The organism is Massilia endophytica, from assembly GCF_021165955.1.
In the GTDB taxonomy this organism is placed as follows: domain Bacteria; phylum Pseudomonadota; class Gammaproteobacteria; order Burkholderiales; family Burkholderiaceae_D; genus Rugamonas; species Rugamonas endophytica.
The window spans coordinates 4,663,173-4,678,504 of record NZ_CP088952.1; the positions used below are offsets into that span (position 1 = coordinate 4,663,173).

15 protein-coding genes are annotated in these 15,332 nt (G+C 64.2%); 7 read left to right on the forward strand and 8 right to left on the reverse strand.

What is annotated here, in order from left to right; all coding sequences use genetic code 11:
- Positions 1–20 precede the first annotated feature (20 nt).
- Positions 21–1,898, reverse strand: a complete 1,878-nt coding sequence (locus tag LSQ66_RS21350) for a potassium transporter Kup (protein ID WP_231767175.1) — start codon at positions 1,896–1,898, stop codon at positions 21–23.
- Between the two features lie 116 nt (positions 1,899–2,014).
- Between LSQ66_RS21350 and LSQ66_RS21355 the strand changes: the two genes are divergently transcribed.
- On the forward strand, positions 2,015–2,455 hold the full coding sequence (locus LSQ66_RS21355; protein WP_231767176.1) for a GNAT family N-acetyltransferase: 441 nt from the start codon (positions 2,015–2,017) through the stop codon (positions 2,453–2,455).
- On the forward strand, positions 2,452–3,348 hold the full coding sequence (gene rarD, locus LSQ66_RS21360; RefSeq protein ID WP_231767177.1) for an EamA family transporter RarD: 897 nt from the start codon (positions 2,452–2,454) through the stop codon (positions 3,346–3,348). The genes LSQ66_RS21355 and rarD overlap by 4 nt, the downstream gene beginning before the upstream one ends.
- Here the strand turns inward: rarD and LSQ66_RS21365 are convergent.
- Positions 3,317–5,422, reverse strand: a complete 2,106-nt coding sequence (locus tag LSQ66_RS21365; protein ID WP_231767178.1) for an HzsA-related protein — start codon at positions 5,420–5,422, stop codon at positions 3,317–3,319. The genes rarD and LSQ66_RS21365 overlap by 32 nt on opposite strands.
- 112 nt (positions 5,423–5,534) lie before the next feature.
- Between LSQ66_RS21365 and LSQ66_RS21370 the strand changes: the two genes are divergently transcribed.
- From LSQ66_RS21370 to LSQ66_RS21385, 4 genes are all read left to right on the forward strand, one after another.
- Positions 5,535–7,145, forward strand: coding sequence for a hypothetical protein (locus LSQ66_RS21370; protein WP_231767179.1), 1,611 nt, complete (start codon positions 5,535–5,537; stop codon positions 7,143–7,145).
- A 13-nt stretch (positions 7,146–7,158) separates the two neighbouring features.
- Positions 7,159–7,683: a superoxide dismutase family protein gene (sodC, locus tag LSQ66_RS21375; RefSeq protein WP_231767180.1), complete on the forward strand. Its 525-nt coding sequence runs from the start codon at positions 7,159–7,161 to the stop codon at positions 7,681–7,683.
- Positions 7,684–7,802: 119 nt separating this feature from the next.
- Positions 7,803–9,470 carry an energy-dependent translational throttle protein EttA gene (gene ettA, locus LSQ66_RS21380; RefSeq protein ID WP_231767181.1) on the forward strand — a complete coding sequence of 556 codons (1,668 nt, stop codon included), beginning with the start codon at positions 7,803–7,805 and terminating at the stop codon, positions 9,468–9,470.
- 2 nt (positions 9,471–9,472) lie between these two features.
- Positions 9,473–9,934 carry a DUF6265 family protein gene (locus tag LSQ66_RS21385; protein ID WP_231767182.1) on the forward strand — a complete coding sequence of 154 codons (462 nt, stop codon included), beginning with the start codon at positions 9,473–9,475 and terminating at the stop codon, positions 9,932–9,934.
- Between the two features lie 25 nt (positions 9,935–9,959).
- Here the strand turns inward: LSQ66_RS21385 and LSQ66_RS21390 are convergent, their stop codons facing one another.
- The 3 genes from LSQ66_RS21390 to LSQ66_RS21400 all read right to left on the reverse strand — a co-directional run bounded on the left by LSQ66_RS21390 (position 9,960) and on the right by LSQ66_RS21400 (position 12,772).
- Complete coding sequence (locus LSQ66_RS21390; protein ID WP_231767183.1) at positions 9,960–10,547, reverse strand: outer membrane beta-barrel protein; 588 nt, start codon at positions 10,545–10,547, stop codon at positions 9,960–9,962.
- Positions 10,548–10,741: 194 nt separating this feature from the next.
- Positions 10,742–12,058: a serine hydrolase domain-containing protein gene (locus LSQ66_RS21395; protein ID WP_231767184.1), complete on the reverse strand. Its 1,317-nt coding sequence runs from the start codon at positions 12,056–12,058 to the stop codon at positions 10,742–10,744.
- Between the two features lie 117 nt (positions 12,059–12,175).
- Positions 12,176–12,772, reverse strand: coding sequence for an alpha-ketoglutarate-dependent dioxygenase AlkB family protein (locus LSQ66_RS21400; protein WP_231767185.1), 597 nt, complete (start codon positions 12,770–12,772; stop codon positions 12,176–12,178).
- A gap of 19 nt (positions 12,773–12,791) precedes the next feature.
- On the opposite strand from LSQ66_RS21400, the gene LSQ66_RS21405 reads away from it, so the two are divergent.
- Positions 12,792–13,367, forward strand: coding sequence for a molybdopterin-dependent oxidoreductase (locus LSQ66_RS21405; protein ID WP_231767186.1), 576 nt, complete (start codon positions 12,792–12,794; stop codon positions 13,365–13,367).
- Here the strand turns inward: LSQ66_RS21405 and LSQ66_RS21410 are convergent.
- The 3 genes from LSQ66_RS21410 to LSQ66_RS21420 all read right to left on the reverse strand — a co-directional run bounded on the left by LSQ66_RS21410 (position 13,364) and on the right by LSQ66_RS21420 (position 15,329).
- Positions 13,364–13,726 carry a hypothetical protein gene (locus LSQ66_RS21410; RefSeq protein ID WP_231767187.1) on the reverse strand — a complete coding sequence of 121 codons (363 nt, stop codon included), beginning with the start codon at positions 13,724–13,726 and terminating at the stop codon, positions 13,364–13,366. The genes LSQ66_RS21405 and LSQ66_RS21410 overlap by 4 nt on opposite strands.
- Before the next feature lie 200 nt (positions 13,727–13,926).
- Positions 13,927–14,745: a Rossmann-like and DUF2520 domain-containing protein gene (locus LSQ66_RS21415; RefSeq protein ID WP_231767188.1), complete on the reverse strand. Its 819-nt coding sequence runs from the start codon at positions 14,743–14,745 to the stop codon at positions 13,927–13,929.
- Entirely contained in the window at positions 14,745–15,329 is a 585-nt protein-coding gene (locus LSQ66_RS21420; protein WP_231767189.1) for a DUF924 family protein, read from the reverse strand. Before LSQ66_RS21420 ends, LSQ66_RS21415 begins: the two co-directional genes overlap by 1 nt.
- Between the last annotated feature and the right edge of the window lie 3 nt (positions 15,330–15,332).

Below are 15,332 nucleotides of genomic sequence, written 5' to 3' on the forward strand. Positions count from 1 at the left end.
ACAATCCGTTACAAAGTTTTTCAGATCTCGACCTGCGTGCCCAGTTCGATCACCCGGTTGGTGGGAATCTGGTAGTAGTCCGCCGCGCCGCGCGCATTGCGCGACATGGCCACGAACAGGTGTTCGCGCCACGGCGCCATGCCTGCACCGGGCGCGGAGATCACGGTCTGGCGCGCAATGAAGAAGGAGGTCTCCATCATCTCGAACGGCAGGCCGTGTTCGGCGCACAGCTCCAGGATACTGGGAATATCCGGCTCGTCCTTGAAGCCGTAGTGCACATTGAGCTGGTAGCAGTTGTGACCCAGCTCCGTGATGCGCACCTGCTCGGCGGATGGCACATAGGGTTCCTCCACGATGTGCACCGTGAAGAAGACAACGCGCTCGTGCAGGATCTTGTTGTGCGAGAGGTTGTGCAGCAGCGCGTGGGGCACGCCGTCGCTCTCGCCGCGCAGGAAGATGGCCGTTCCGGGCACGCGCACGGGCGGCGCCATGAACAGCGAATTGAGGAAGTCTTCCAGTGGAATCGCGTGCTTCTCCAGGTTCTGGAACACCAGTTCGCGGCCTGTGCGCCAGGTCAGCATCACCGTGAACAGGGCAGTACCCAGCAGCAGCGGCATCCAGCCGCCATGGAACAGCTTCAGGGTGCTGGCCGAGAACAGCATGATGTCGATGGCGATGAAGAAACCGGTCGCGGCAAAGCAGACGATCAGCGGCAGGTGCCAGCGGTAGCGGATGACGAAGAAGGTGAGGATCGTCGTCGCCAGCATGGTGGCCGTCACGGCGATGCCGTAAGCGCCCGCCAGCGCATCGGAAGAACCGAAGCCCACCACTGCGATCAACACCACGATCAGCTGCAGCCAGTTCACTGCCGGAATATAGATCTGGCCGATCTGGTGTTCGGAGGTGTGCAGCACGCGCATGCGCGGCAGCAGCCCAAGCGCGATGGCCTGCTTGGTCATGGAGAAGGTTCCGGAGATGGTGGCCTGGGAGGCGATCACCGCCGCCATGGTGGACAGCACCACGAGCGGGTACACGCTCCAGCTGCCCAGCTGCTGGAAGAACGGATTGCTGATCGCTTCGGGGCGCATGATGAGCAGCGCGCCCTGGCCGAAGTAGTTCAGCGCCAGCGCGGGGAAGCAGACCATGAACCAGGCCAGGCGGATCGGCTTCTTGCCGAAGTGGCCCATGTCCGCATACAGCGCCTCGGCGCCGGTGAAGGCCAGCACCACTGCGCCCAGCGCAACGAATGCGACGAAGCCGTTATTGAGCATGAAGGTGAAGGCATGCAGCGGATTGAGCGCATGGAGAATGCGCGGCTCCTGCACGATATTCACCACGCCCATGGCAGCCAGCGCCGCGAACCAGGTCACCATGATGGGGCCGAACCAGCGTCCGATACCCGCCGTGCCGTGGCGCTGCAGCGCGTACAGCGACACCAGAACGATAATCGTCAGCGGCACCACATAGCGCTCAAGCGCCGGCGCCGCCACTTCCAGGCCCTCGATGGCGCCCAGCACCGAAATCGCCGGCGTCACCACGCTGTCGCCATAGAACATGGTGGCGCCGAAGACGCCCAGCAGCAGCAGCGGGAAATGCCAGCCAGAGCGGCGGCTGACGGAATTGAGGGCCAGCGCCATCAGGGCCATGATGCCGCCTTCGCCGCGGTTGTCCGCCCGCAGCACCAGGCTGACGTATTTGAGCGAAACGATCATGGTCAGGCCCCAGAAGATCAGGGACACCACGCCGAGCAGATTGGCCTCATTCAGGGGCAGCCCGTGCTCCGCATCGAAGATGGTCTTGAGGGTATAGAGGGGACTTGTGCCGATATCGCCGTAGACGATGCCGACGGCCGCCAGCGTCAGGGCGGCAATGCTGTTTTTTTTATGTTCCGACGTCAAGATGACACCCAAAGTGGTTTTGGTGCATTGCACAATAGTTCAAGTATTTGCAAATTGCAAGGAGATTGTACCTTCACAAACTGTGGTATTTTCCGTCTTTAGCCCGAAAGAAAGTCATGCAAATCAGTCAAGCAACAGAAGCCGATGTGCCCCGCCTGTTCGAGGTGTGGGAAGCGTCGGTGCGCGCCACCCATCATTTCCTTGGCGAGCAGGGAATCCAGCAGTTGATTCCCCTGGTGCGGCAGATTCTCGGCGAATTCTCTCCACTGTATTGCCTGCGCGATGAAAGCGGCGCAGTGTACGCCTTCATGGGTGCGGCCGAGGGCGTGATCGAGATGCTCTTCGTCGACCCTGCACGGCGCGGCGGCGGCGCCGGGCGCACGCTGGTGGACTTTGCCGTCGCGCAGCTGGGCGCGACGAAGGTGGATGTCAACGAGCAGAATGGCCAGGCCTGCGGCTTCTATGAGCGCATGGGCTTCCGCCAGGTGGGACGTTCGGAGCGGGACCCCTTCGGCAATCCCTATCCCCTGCTCCATCTCGCACTGGCGGCGCAATGAGTACCGGCGTGCTGTATGCGGCCCTCGCCTTCTTCTGCTGGGGCCTGTTTCCGCTCTACTTCCACGCCATCGGCGAGGTGCCGCCCATGGAGATCCTGGCGCACCGCATGCTGTGGTCCCTGCTCTTCCTCGCCATCGTGCTCGCGGTCCGGCGCCAGTGGAAATGGCTGCCGGATGTGCTGTCGAAACCGAAGGTGGTGGGAGCCTTCATCGCCAGCGCCCTGCTGCTCAGCGCGAACTGGCTGATCTACATCTGGTCCGTCAACAACGGCCATGTGCTCGATGCGAGCCTGGGCTACTTCATCAACCCGCTCGTCAATGTGCTGCTTGGACTGGTGGTGCTGAAGGAGAAGCTGCGGCGAGGGCAGTGGCTGGCCGTGGCCATCGCGGCCTGTGGGGTGGGCTGGCTTACCTGGCAGGCGGGCCAGCTGCCTTGGATCGCATTGCTGCTGGCGGCGAGCTTCGGCGCCTATGGCCTGCTGCGGAAGACGGCCGCGCTGGCGGCGCTGGAAGGGCTGTCCTTCGAGACCATGCTGCTGTTCCCGCTGGCGATCGCTTACGTGAGCTGGCTCACGGTGAACGGCCAGAACACCTTCATCAACACGCCGAGCGACACCACCCGCCTGCTGCTGATGGCGGCGGGCCCGATCACGGCCATTCCGCTGCTGCTGTTCGCCGCTGGCGCGCGCCGCATTCCGCTGTCGGTGCTGGGCATGCTGCAATACCTGTCGCCCACCATGCAGATGCTGCTTGGCCTCCTGGTTTTCCACGAGGCCTTCTCGCCCGCGCGGCTGGCAGGCTTCATCGTGATCTGGAGCGCACTCGCCATCTATGTGGCGGAAGGGCTGTGGACTTCGCGCCTTACTGGCGCGGCAGCGTCTTCCAGTAAGTAAGCAGTTCGCGCAGCGCCTGCGGCTTGTTCAGGGGCGGCAGGCGGCCCGCCTGGTCGCGCGTGTTCACGCCGTGGCAGGATGCGCAGGTGCGCATCTCGCCCGGCTGGAAAGTGACCCAGTTCCGCTCGCGCACCACGGCGTTGCCTTGCGCATCCGTGGTCTGCCAGGTGAGCGCACGGCCCGCGGGAACAAAGGCCGCGGTGGAGCCGTCGATGGCGATACGCACACTCCCAGCCGGACCCGAAGGATTGGCCGGATTGGACTGCCCGTCCATGGGCTGGGCGATCACGCGGCGTCCCGGACGGCCCGGATAGGCCCGCAGCTGTTCGCCCTGCAGAATCTGAAAGTGGCTGATCTCATACACCTTCGCATCGGGAGCATCTTTCGACCTGCTCTCGACGCCTCCCGGCACCTTCAGGTTGTATGGCTGCTGCAGCTCCGCTCGGTCGCGGCTTGTCTGGTCGCGCGTGACGACCAGCGCCAGCTCGTGTTGCTGCAGCCAGCGGCGCAGTTCATCCTCGCTCACCTTCTCCTCGGCCAGCACGGCGCGTTCGGGTGCTTCCAGCACCGTGCTCGAAGCGGGCGGGCGGACACGCGCACGCACTTCCACGGCTTCCAGCTCCCATAGTTCCTTGCCGTCCGCTCCACGCAGTCCCTTGGTCAATGCGGGACCTGCGCGGTACAGGCCCGATGTCGAATCGGGCTCCAGCCAGCGCAGGCGCAGCCCGTCGAGCGTACCGCCCGGCTCCGGCGCACGCACGCTGGCCGTGTGGCTGGCGACGATACGCCCGTCCGACAGGGGCAGCGGATTGCGGAAACGCCCGCCGCGCAAAGCGTCGCCGGGATGCGATTCCGTCAGCTGGGTCACCGTCATGCGTTCCGGGTTCATGCCAGCCGGACCATTCAGGCGCACGATCTGGTTGGTGGTGAATGAATCCTGCTCGCGCGCCGCAATGGCGAGGTAGCTGCCGGGCGCGTGCGGGTCTTCGCGCAGGTGGAACAGGCCGCCGTCGCGCCGCACCGCCACGCGGTTGGCGTGCAGCGTATCGAGCGTGCGGGCCGACAACGCGGGATCGTCGCGGAAGCTGGGCGTCATGAAGCCGAACGAGAGTTCGTGCTGGCCCACATGGTTCAGGGTCTCCTCGTTGCTGCCGTCCTGGTTCATGGCCCAGGCAGTAAAGAAGTTCGTCACGAAAGGACTCACTTCGCCATACCTGCCCTTGCTGCCTGCGCGCGATTCGGGAAACACCTCCTCGCGGCTTTCCAGCTGGCGGGCGTTTGCAGCCTCGCTGTCGAAGTTGAAGGAGTTGAAGGGCAGTGCAACGCCGTTGCGCACCGCATCACGGTCGCGCTCCGCCAGCTGGTCCTGCTGCAGGTGGTCCCAGCGCGTGAAGACGATGCGGCCGAAGCTGTCCAGCGTGGGGCTGAAGGCGCCGCTGGGCGCGTGGTTCAGCAGCCGCAGTGCGCCGCTTGCCGGGTCCAGGCTCCAGATCCCGGTGTTGGTGGGCGTGGCCTCGTATTCGTCCAGCTGGGGATAGAGGTGGGCCTCGCCGGTGCGTGGGCGGTCGGAAGTAAACAGGATGCGGTCGTCGCTTGCATAGAGGGGCGAGACATTGTTGTAGCCTTCCGGCTGGCGCGGCACCCTGGCTACATGCGCTGTCTCGTTCCTGCCAAGTCCAGTCACTTCATAAAGCTGCCACACCGCGCCTTCGAGCATGCTGAATACAGCCTTGCGCCCGTCCCAGTACACGGCTGGCTCACGCACCGCGACCTGCCCGAAACCCGCCTCCAGCGTCAGGTTGCGCAGGCTTCCGTCCGGGTAGCGCAGCATGAGCGCGCCGCCGCGCGGCGCCTGCGCTGCACCGGGCATGTGGTTCGCGAAGGTGGACAGGCGCGCCGCGAAATCGGTGTGCAGCGGCGTCTGCGTGACGAACAGGATGGGGTAAGGCGCCGGGGCGGAGGAAGGAATGCGCGCGGGAGGCGCCTCTCCCGGCACGAGCGGACCATTGCGTTCGCACGCAGCCAGAAGAAGGAGCAGAGCGAGGCTGGCGGCGCGTTTCAGGGCTGGTGTCATTGTGGCTGGATCTGCGAAATCGGCTCAAGTGTAGCGCACCTGCAATTGAATACTTGAGTTTTCCAACGGATCGGTGCAACCTTGTGCGGATTACAAGATAACCGGAGACACCATGCCTCACTCCCACCTTCGATCCCTGCGCCGTGCCGGACTGGCTGGCGCCTCCGCGCTGGCGCTCGGCGCACTGGTCATCGCCTGCGGTGGCGGCGGCGGCGGCGGCGGAACCGTGGCGCCGCCTCCCCCGCCGCCCGACCCCGGCCCTACCGGCCCGGGCCCCATCGTGAACGGCCCGGCATGGACTTCCTTTGGGCGCGATGCGCAGCACAGCGCCGTTTCGGCTATTGCGACGCAGACCCTCAGCCGCATCGTGTGGCAGGCGCCGGTGGACATGGCGCCGCAGTACTCGGCGCAAGGCTATCTGCTGGTGCACTACGGCTCTCCCGTCATCACGGGCAAGAACACTGTCATCCTGCCCGTCAAGCGCGCAGCCACGGCGCAGTACAAGGTGGAGGCGCGCAGCGGCGCGAACGGCTTCGTCATGTGGAGCATGGACAGCGATTACGTGATGCCCGCCCATAACTGGATGCCGAGCTATAACGTGACGCTGACCGCGGCCAATCGCATCGTCGCTCCCGGCGCAGGCGGCAAGATCCTGTTCCGCGACGATGCCGATTCGCCCACGTCCACCAACCAGACTTCCCTCTTCTACAGCGCCGCCACCTATGCCGCCAACAAGGCGGCGCTGGATGCGCAGATCTACATCAACACGCCGATCACCGCCGATTCGGCGGGCAACCTGTATTTCGGCTTCGAGGCAGCGGCGGGCAACGCGGCCAACCTTTCCAGCGGCATTGCGCGGCTGGCGGCGGACGGCAACGGCAACTGGAAAGGCATATCCCAGTTGACCGGCGAAGCAGCGCTGCAGAAGGTCGCAATGAACAGCGCACCGGCCCTGTCGGCGGACCAGAAGACGCTGTACATCGTTGCCAAGGGCTCCGCATCCAGCACCGCAGGCTCGCTGCTGGCACTGGACAGCACCACGCTGGAGCTGAAATCCAAGCGCGCCCTGATCGATCCGGAGACCGGCCTCGCTGCACGCATCACCGACGACAGCACGGCCTCTCCTGCCGTCGGCCACGATGGCGACGTATACATCGGCGTGCTCGAGACCACCACGGGCCAGCACAACCAGCGCGGCTGGCTGCTGCACTTCGACGCTCCGCTTGCCACCGTCAAGACGCCCGGCTCTTTCGGCTGGGACGACACGGCTTCCTTCGTGGCCGCAAATCTGGTGCCCAGCTACAAGGGCAACTCGCCTTATCTGGTCATGACGAAGTACAACAACTACGGACGCTCCGGCAGCGGCGATTCGAAGAACCGCATCGCCATCCTCGATCCTTCCGACCCGCAGACCGACGCCATCTCGGGCAAGCCGGTCATGCGCGAAGTGCTCACCATCCTCGGCCCCACGCCGGACCCGCGCTTCCCCGGCGGCGTAGTGGAGTGGTGCATCAACACGGCGGCGGTGGACCCCTTCACCAAGTCCGTGCTGGTGAACAGCGAGGACGGCTATCTGTACCGCTGGGACCTCGCCACCAACACCCTGAGCGAGCGCATTCGCCTCACCAGCGGGCTGGGCGAGTCATACACCCCAACGGCCATTGGCGCGGACGGCAAGGTCTACGCCATCAACAACGCCATCGCTTTCGCGATCGGCAAATAACGGAGGAAAAACCATGCGTATCCTGATGTTGGCTGCCACCCTGGCAAGTTCGCTGGCGATGGCGGCGGAAAGCACCGTGACGGTGGAGATGAACATCGTCGACGGCAATGGCACCGTGTCGAAGGCGGGAGAGATGAGCGTGAGCGAATCGCCATACGGCCTCGTATTCACGCCCAGGCTGAGCGGCCTGCCCGCCGGCGTGCATGGCTTCCATATCCACGCGAATCCTTCCTGCGCGCCGGGCCAGCAGGAAGGCAAGACCGTTGCGGCACTGGGCGCGGGCGGCCATTGGGATCCGGACGCCACCAAGGTGCACGCGGGCCCCTACGGCAATGGCCACAAGGGCGACCTCCCGGCGCTCTATGTGGGCGCGGACGGCAAGGCGGAATATCCGGTGCTGGCGCCGCGCCTGCGCAGCCTGTCGGAAGTGCGCGGCCACGCCCTGATGCTGCACGCGGGCGGCGACAACCACGCCGACCACCCTGCCCCGCTGGGCGGCGGCGGCGCCCGCATGGCCTGCGGCGTGGTCGGCAGCTAAGTTCCCTTCTCCGGGCGGGCGATTTCTCCGAAAATCGCCTGCCTTGCCGTTTTCGCATGGCTAGCGCGGCCGGTTTGGCGTATCCTTGTTGACCTTTGTTCTATTTCTGAGAATTTCCGATGGCAAATTACGTCTATACCATGAACCGCGTGGGCAAAATCGTGCCGCCCAAGCGCCAGATCCTCAAGGATATTTCGCTGTCCTTCTTCCCCGGCGCCAAGATCGGCGTGCTGGGCCTGAACGGCTCCGGCAAATCCACCCTGCTGAAGATCATGGCTGGTATCGATACGGACATCCAGGGCGAAGCGCGCCCGATGCCGGGCCTGAACATCGGCTATCTGCCGCAGGAACCGCAGCTCGATCCCGAAAAAACCGTGCGCCAGGAAGTGGAATCGGGCCTGGGCGAAGCCTTCGAGGCGCAGGCCAAGCTGGAAGCCGTGTACGCCGCCTATGCCGATGAAGACGCGGACTTCGACGCCCTGGCCAAGGAACAGGAGCGCCTGGAAGCCATTATCGCCGCAGCCGACGGCGGCAACCTGAACCTGCAGCTGGAAATGGCCGCCGACGCGCTGCGCCTGCCGCCGTGGGACCAGAAGATTTCCGTGCTGTCCGGCGGCGAGAAGCGCCGCGTGGCGCTGTGCAAGCTGCTGCTGTCCAAGCCGGACATGCTGCTGCTCGACGAACCCACCAACCACCTGGACGCCGAATCCGTGGAATGGCTGGAGCAGTTCCTGGTGCGCTTCCCCGGCACCGTGGTGGGCATTACCCACGACCGCTACTTCCTCGACAACGCCGCCGAATGGATCCTGGAACTGGACCGAGGCCACGGCATTCCATGGAAGGGCAACTACAGCTCCTGGCTGGAACAGAAGGAGGCGCGCCTGAAGCAGGAAGAAGCCACCGAATCCGCCCGCCAGAAAGCGCTGGCGAAGGAACTGGAGTGGGCGCGCCAGAATCCGAAGGCGCGCCAGGCCAAATCCAAGGCCCGCCTGGCCCGCTTCAATGAGCTGAGCGAATACGAATACCAGAAGCGCAACGAGACCCAGGAGATCTTCATTCCCGTGGCCGAGCGCCTGGGCAATGAAGTCATCGAGTTCAAGAATGTGTCGAAGGCTTTCGGCGACCGTCTCCTGATCGACAACCTGAGCTTCACCGTGCCGCCGGGCGCCATCGTCGGCATCATCGGCCCCAACGGCGCCGGTAAATCCACCCTGTTCAAGATGATCGCCGGGCTGGACAAGCCGGACAGCGGCGAGGTGGCCATCGGCCAGACCGCCAAGATTTCGCTCGTGGACCAGAGCCGCGACGAACTGTCCGCCACCAAGACCGTGTTCGAGGACGTGTCCGGCGGCGCCGACCTGCTGAGCGTGGGCCGCTTCGAAATGCCCTCGCGCGCCTACCTGGGCCGCTTCAACTTCAAGGGCGCCGACCAGCAGAAGATCGTGGGCAACCTCTCCGGTGGCGAGCGCGGCCGCCTGCACCTGGCCAAGACCCTGCTCAAGGGCGGCAACGTGCTGCTGCTGGACGAACCGTCGAACGACCTGGACGTGGAAACCCTGCGCGCGCTGGAAGATGCGCTGCTGGAATTCGCTGGCAGCGTGATGGTGATCTCCCACGACCGCTGGTTCCTGGACCGTATCGCCACCCACATCCTGGCCTTCGAAGGCAACTCGCAGGTGACCTTCTTCGACGGTAACTATCAGGAATACGAAGCGGACAAGAAGAAGCGCCTGGGCGAAGAAGGCGCGAAGCCGAAGCGTATCCGCTACAAGCCGCTGTCGGCCTGATCATGCGGACCCTGCTTGCCGCCCTTCTCGCTTCGGCCTGCATGCAGGCCGGGGCTGCATCCGTGGACCAGCTCGGCTGGCTCGCGGGATGCTGGGCTTCCGAAGGCGGCGAGCCGGGTTCTGGCGAACAATGGATGGCGCCTGCGGGCGGCACCATGCTCGGCACGGCCCGTACCGTCAAGGGCGGAAAAACCGTTGCCTGGGAATTCGTGCAGATCCGCGCGCTGGACGACGGGCGCCTGGCCTACGTGGCCAAACCGCACAACCAGGCGGAAGCCGCCTTTCCACTACGGAGCGTGACGGAGAACGAGGTGGTGTTCGAAGCGCCGGAACACGATTTTCCGCAGCGGATCATTTACCGCCGCGAAGGCAGCGAACGGCTGCATGCGCGCATCGAAGGCACGGTGAAGGGGAAGCTGAAAGGCATCGACTTCCCGCTGCGCAGGACGGCGTGCACGCAATAATCGCGCCGCCGTCCCACTTGCAGGCTTAGAAGTTGTAGTTCGCGCCCAGGGTCACAGCGCCCTTGCGGCGACCTACGTCGATATCGTTCTTCCCGTAGTGCTCATATTCGAGCGACAGGGACACTTTCTGGTTCACCGTATACTCCGCGCCCACGGCGGCGTAAAGTGCATTGCGGCTGCTGTCGCCACGGACGGCGGACGCCAGTCCGGTGCCGCTCACGTCGTTCTTGTTGTGGGCCACACCCAGCTTGCCGAACAGGGAAAACTGATCGTTGACGGGATAGCTGCCTTTACCAGCAAGATAGAAGGATTTGGCGTCGCTTTCCACCCGGCCGGTGGCGCTGCCCACGGTGTAGGCGTAGTCGGATTTGCCGAAGTCGGTGTAGCCCGCTTCCACGGCCCAGGTCGGATTGATCTGGACGCCGCCGAAAATCTTGCCGCCCCACTCATTGCTCTTGCGGTCGCCCGAGCTGGTATCGCCGGGGATGTTGTAGCGATGTTCGCTCGAGACGGCGCCGATACCGACGTATGGCGTGTTATCGGCGGCGTGGGCGGTGGACAGGGCGCCAAAGGCGGTCGTGGAAGCAAGCAGGGCAAGGATAGTCTTTTTCATCTTCTTGATCTTTCAGCAAAAGTTACTCGGAGTTGCTTGGGATCGCTGTTCATTAGTGAAAGAACTGCGATGGGTCCAAGATAGCATCGAGATAGCATTACAAAAGAGCCTATTGCGTAATAAATGTGAGAAGATGTAATCACTATTGAAGAAGTTAGCCCTGCCCCCCATATCGCGGCCAGCGTCCCGGCTGCTTACTCATCGGCGGTTTCGATGTCTTCGATCTTGCCTTCGGCGTCATATTTCACGATCCAGCGCACCGTGTGCTCCGAGCCATAGATGGCGCGGTAGACTCGCCTGTTGCCCGATTCTTCCACCAGCAGCAGGCCGCTCAGCGGCGGCAGCGCACCCAGTTCGTAGGGGAGCCAGCCATTGATTTCCGCGAGTCCTTTTTTCGCTTCGCCCGTGAATGATGCGGCTTCGGCCTTGCCCTGGGCCAGCGCATTCAGCACCGGCTTCAGTGCCTGGGTCAGCTCCGGGCGGCTGTCGGCGATGCCGGGCTTGTTCAGGTAAGGCGAGGGCGGCAGGTAGAAATTGGCTACGCCGTGCGCCAGAACCGGCGCCATGCTGCGCTGGTTGGCCAGCACCACCACGCCGAGTTTGCGCGCGGGGAAATAGATCACATCCGCCAGCGCCGGGCCGCCAGCGTGGCCGACGAGGCGCTCGCCACGGTAAGTACTCACTGTCCAGCCGACGGCGAAGCCAGCCAGTTTCCCGTCGTTGAGCTTGGCTGGCGTCCACATCTGTTCCTGGAGGGCGGGCGCCAGCAGCTTGCCGCTCGAGATGCCCTGCAGCAGCCCCGCCATGTCCTTCACGCTGGCGAAGAGACCGCCTGCCGAATACGTGTAGGTGGGATAGTGAAAGCGGTAGGCCTGCTGCCTTCCCTGCTTCCACTGGTAGGTGGTGACGCGGTTCGGAATGATGTCGGAAGTGGTGACGATGCGCGCTTTCTCGACAAAGGCATTGTCGAAACGGATGGTTTCCATACCCTGGGCCGCGAAGCGCTCCGCATACAGTTGCTGCAAGGTCTTGCCGCTCACCTTTTCGATGATGAAGGTGAGGACGGAGAAATCGTCCGAGCCGTAAGCAGCCACCTCGCCCGGCCGGGCGGCCAGCGGCTTCTTCATGGCAGCCTGCACGGCTTCGGCGGCGTTGGAAATGTCATGGGTCACCGGGCCGCGCGGCAGGCCCGAGGTGTGGCCGGCCAGCTGGCGCACCGTCATATTCTTCCAGCCTTCCGGCGTGTCAGGGATGTAGCGCGATACTGGGGCGTCCAGCTCGATCTTGCCCTCTCCCACCAGCTGCATCAGCAGGGTCGAGGTGAAGAGCTTGGTGGTGGAGGCAAGCTGGAAGGCCGAGTTCAGGCTCACCGGCACATTGTTCTCCAGGTCGGCAACGCCGTAAGCCGCCAGTTTCACCAGTTTGCCGTCCTTGAGGACGGCAACGGCAGCGCCCGGAATATGATTGCGCGCCATCTCGCTCTTGAGATAGCTGTCCAGTTCATCAGCCATCGCGGCTGCAGGCAGAAGAAGCAGGAGAAGAGAGGCCAGACGCATGGGATTCCTTGCAGAGTAAGTAGAAAATTTATTCTACTTCAGGAAGCCCGGAGCGAATGTAGAAAATTGTATCTAGTAAATGTGGCGGAGAGTCAGGTTGACCCGCAGGCCGCAGGGCCGCGTCTCCTTGTTGATGCCGTGCCGCCAATTGGCCTGAAGCGGCCCCGCCATGTGCAGCAGGCTGCCGTCGGTCAGGTCCAGCTTGACGGTACGCGGCAGGCGCTTGTGCTTGAGGATGAAAGTGCGGCTGGCGCCGAAGCTCACCGAAGCAATGGAAGGCTCCGGCCCCAGCTCCGGCTCGTTGTCGCTGTGGAAGCCCATGCTGTCGCGCTCGTTGCGGTAGCAATTCAGGAGCACGCTGTTGTAGCGGCGGCCCGTGACCTCTTCGGCAGCGGCCTTGATGGCCAGCTGCAGCGGCGTGAAAGGCAGGGGATCGAAGGTTTTGCCGGAATAGGTGTAGCGGGCTTCGCCGTACCAGGCGCTGAGCCGTGGCTGAAGGTGGCGCTTGCCCCAGACCGTGATCATCTCCTCGCGCCAGGCCGTTTCATCGAGCAGCAGGCGCAGCACTTCATCGTTCGGCAAGGCAAGCGGGAGCTGGGGAAGGAAAGCCAGTTCGCCGTCCTCAACGGGAATGGGCGTCAGTTGATTGACGGTAGAGAACAAGTCCATACACGGTATGATAACGGACATGAAAAAACGACACTTCCTGGGCGCGCTGGCCACCGCGGGCGCCCTGCCCGCCTTGCACGCGGCGCCCGCGAACAAGCGCGGGCCGGTGCTGCTGACCGTCAGCGGCGCCATCGCGAAAGCCAACCGCAAGCCCTTCGATCCCCAGCTGGATCAGATGATGCACAAGCATAAGGTCACGTTCGACAAGGCCTGGGCCTTCGACTTTGCCGCCCTCGCCGCCCTGCCCGCGCAGACGATCCGCCCCACGCTGGAATACGACGCAAAGGTACATACCCTGCAAGGGCCGCTGCTGACGGAGGTGGTGAAGGCAGCCGGGGCCGCGCTGCAGGAGAGCGGCAAGCTGGTGCTGAGGGCCGTGGATGGCTATGCGGCCGTGGTGCCGGTGGCGCAGGCGCGCGCGCAGCGCTTCATCGTCGCCACCCATCTGGATGGCGAAGCGCTGGCGCTGGGCGGCCTGGGTCCTCTATGGGCAGTCTACGATGCCGACCGCATTCCGGAGATGGCGTCCAAACCCCTGGCAGAGCGTTTCGGCAACTGCCCATGGGGTCTTTACCACATCGAAGTGCAGGCTTAGGCGTAAGCCTCGGCCAGGGACATCACGCGCGGCGTGACGGTGATGCCGACGCCGTTGAAGATGCTGTTGATCTGGGCCATGTTGGCCTCGGCTTCTTCGGGCTTCCAGCCTTTGAAGAGATCGGTCCCGTCTTTCTGGAAGTGCAGGTCCAGCACTTTGCCGCGGTCCTTGTGGGTGTAGCCGGAGCTGTGCGTCTTCACGAAACCGGCGCTCGCCAGCGCTTCCAGTACGGCGCTGGGCGGATTGTCCGGATCGGTGGCCATATACACGCCGTAGGTCTTGCCGGGCGGCTTGGCAGCGATATCGACTTCGTAGATGCCAGGCGCCTTGGTGACGGACGTGGACTTCAGAAATAACATAACAATCCCCTGTTCGGCGTCTGAGCATCGCGCCGATGATGAAATAACTTCTTGTTGCGAGAAGCGAGAGGCCTAGCTTATTGCTTTCGGCTAAATTTGTCGATGGCAAGCAGTGCGTTTTTGCTCGTCCGCAACGCTTGGGGTCAAAAAATATTGGTAAGGAATTAGCAGCCATTGCAAGAACAGCCACATTGGCGCGCTCAGCGCTTGCGTGAAGCGAGGTCCTGGGTTGGCGGAACGAGGGCGGCGTAGAGCGCCCCCGTTGCGGCATCCCATGCCGCGAGGGCCTGCTGCTGGCGCTGCACGGTGGCCATGTCGCCGCGCGCTATCGGGCCGCTGAGCGCGGGCGCGGGGCCGAGGCGGAAGACATTGCGCATCGATTCCTCGGCCAGGGGGCGGGCCAGTTCGCGCGCCACGTCTTCGGGAATACCGGCCGCCTGGTAGGCGCGCAGCGCGGCGTCCAGCACGGTGACCAGGTAGTTGCTGGCGAAGACCGCAGCGGCGTGATAGACCGTCTTGGCGGATGCGTCGATGCGCACCGGACGCGCCCCGATCCGCTCCAGCGCGGGCAGCAGCACGGCGAGGGCCGGCTCCTCGCCTTCCACGCCGCAGAACGTGCCCGCGAAATGCGCTGCCACGGCTTCCACGTCCGCAAAACTGCGGATCGGGTGGACGCTGGCGACAAGGGCGCCGGCATCGCGCGCGGCCGAAAGCCGGTCAGAGGCCAGCGCACCGCTGCAGTGGAAGACCACACTGCCTTGCAGCGGCACGGCGCCGGCGAGCGCTTCGCAGGCGCTGACGATCTGGTCGTCCGTCACGGCCAGCAGATACACATCTGCCTTGCGCAATTGGGAATAACTGGAGCAGGCCTGGCCCGCGCCGATGAAGAGCGTGCCTGCGGCGGCCGAAGCGGCGCTGCGGGCCAGGACATCCTGCACCGTGAAGGCGCCGGATTCGTGGAACAGGCGGCCCAGCGTGCGGCCGACATGGCCTGCGCCGATGATGGCGAGCGTGGGCATCAGAAGCGGGAACCGGGCTGCTTGAGGAATTCGATTTCTTCCGGCGTCGATTCGCGGCCGAGGATGGCGTTACGGTGCGGGAAGCGGCGGAAGCGGCGGATCACATCGCGGTGCCGCTTCGCGTAATCGAGCATGCTCTCGTAGCCGCCCGCCGTCGCGTTCAGCATTTCGAAGAGTTCGACGGCGCGCTCCTGCATCGCCAGGTCCTCTGCATGCTCGAAAGGCATATAGGAAAAGGCGCGCTGCACCGGCGGGAGGGTCTGGTTGGCGCCCGAATCGTCCAGCATTCGCGCCGCCTCCAGCGCGAGCTCGTCGCCCGCAAAGGCTTTCGGCGTATCGCGGAAGACGTTGCGGGTGAACTGGTCCAGCACGATGATGCGTGCCAGGGAACCCTGCGTACCCTCGTCGCTCCAGCGCCGCAGGCCGCCCGACAGCGCCTCTTCGATCACGCCGCCGAACTGGCGCTGGATCTCGCGGTCGAAGGCATCGTCCTTGCGGAACCATTCCATGCGCTGGGCGTTGTGGCCTTTTGCGCCAATGGGCAGAAACCAGAAATCGAGTACGTCCTGTGCGGTGACGATCACGCT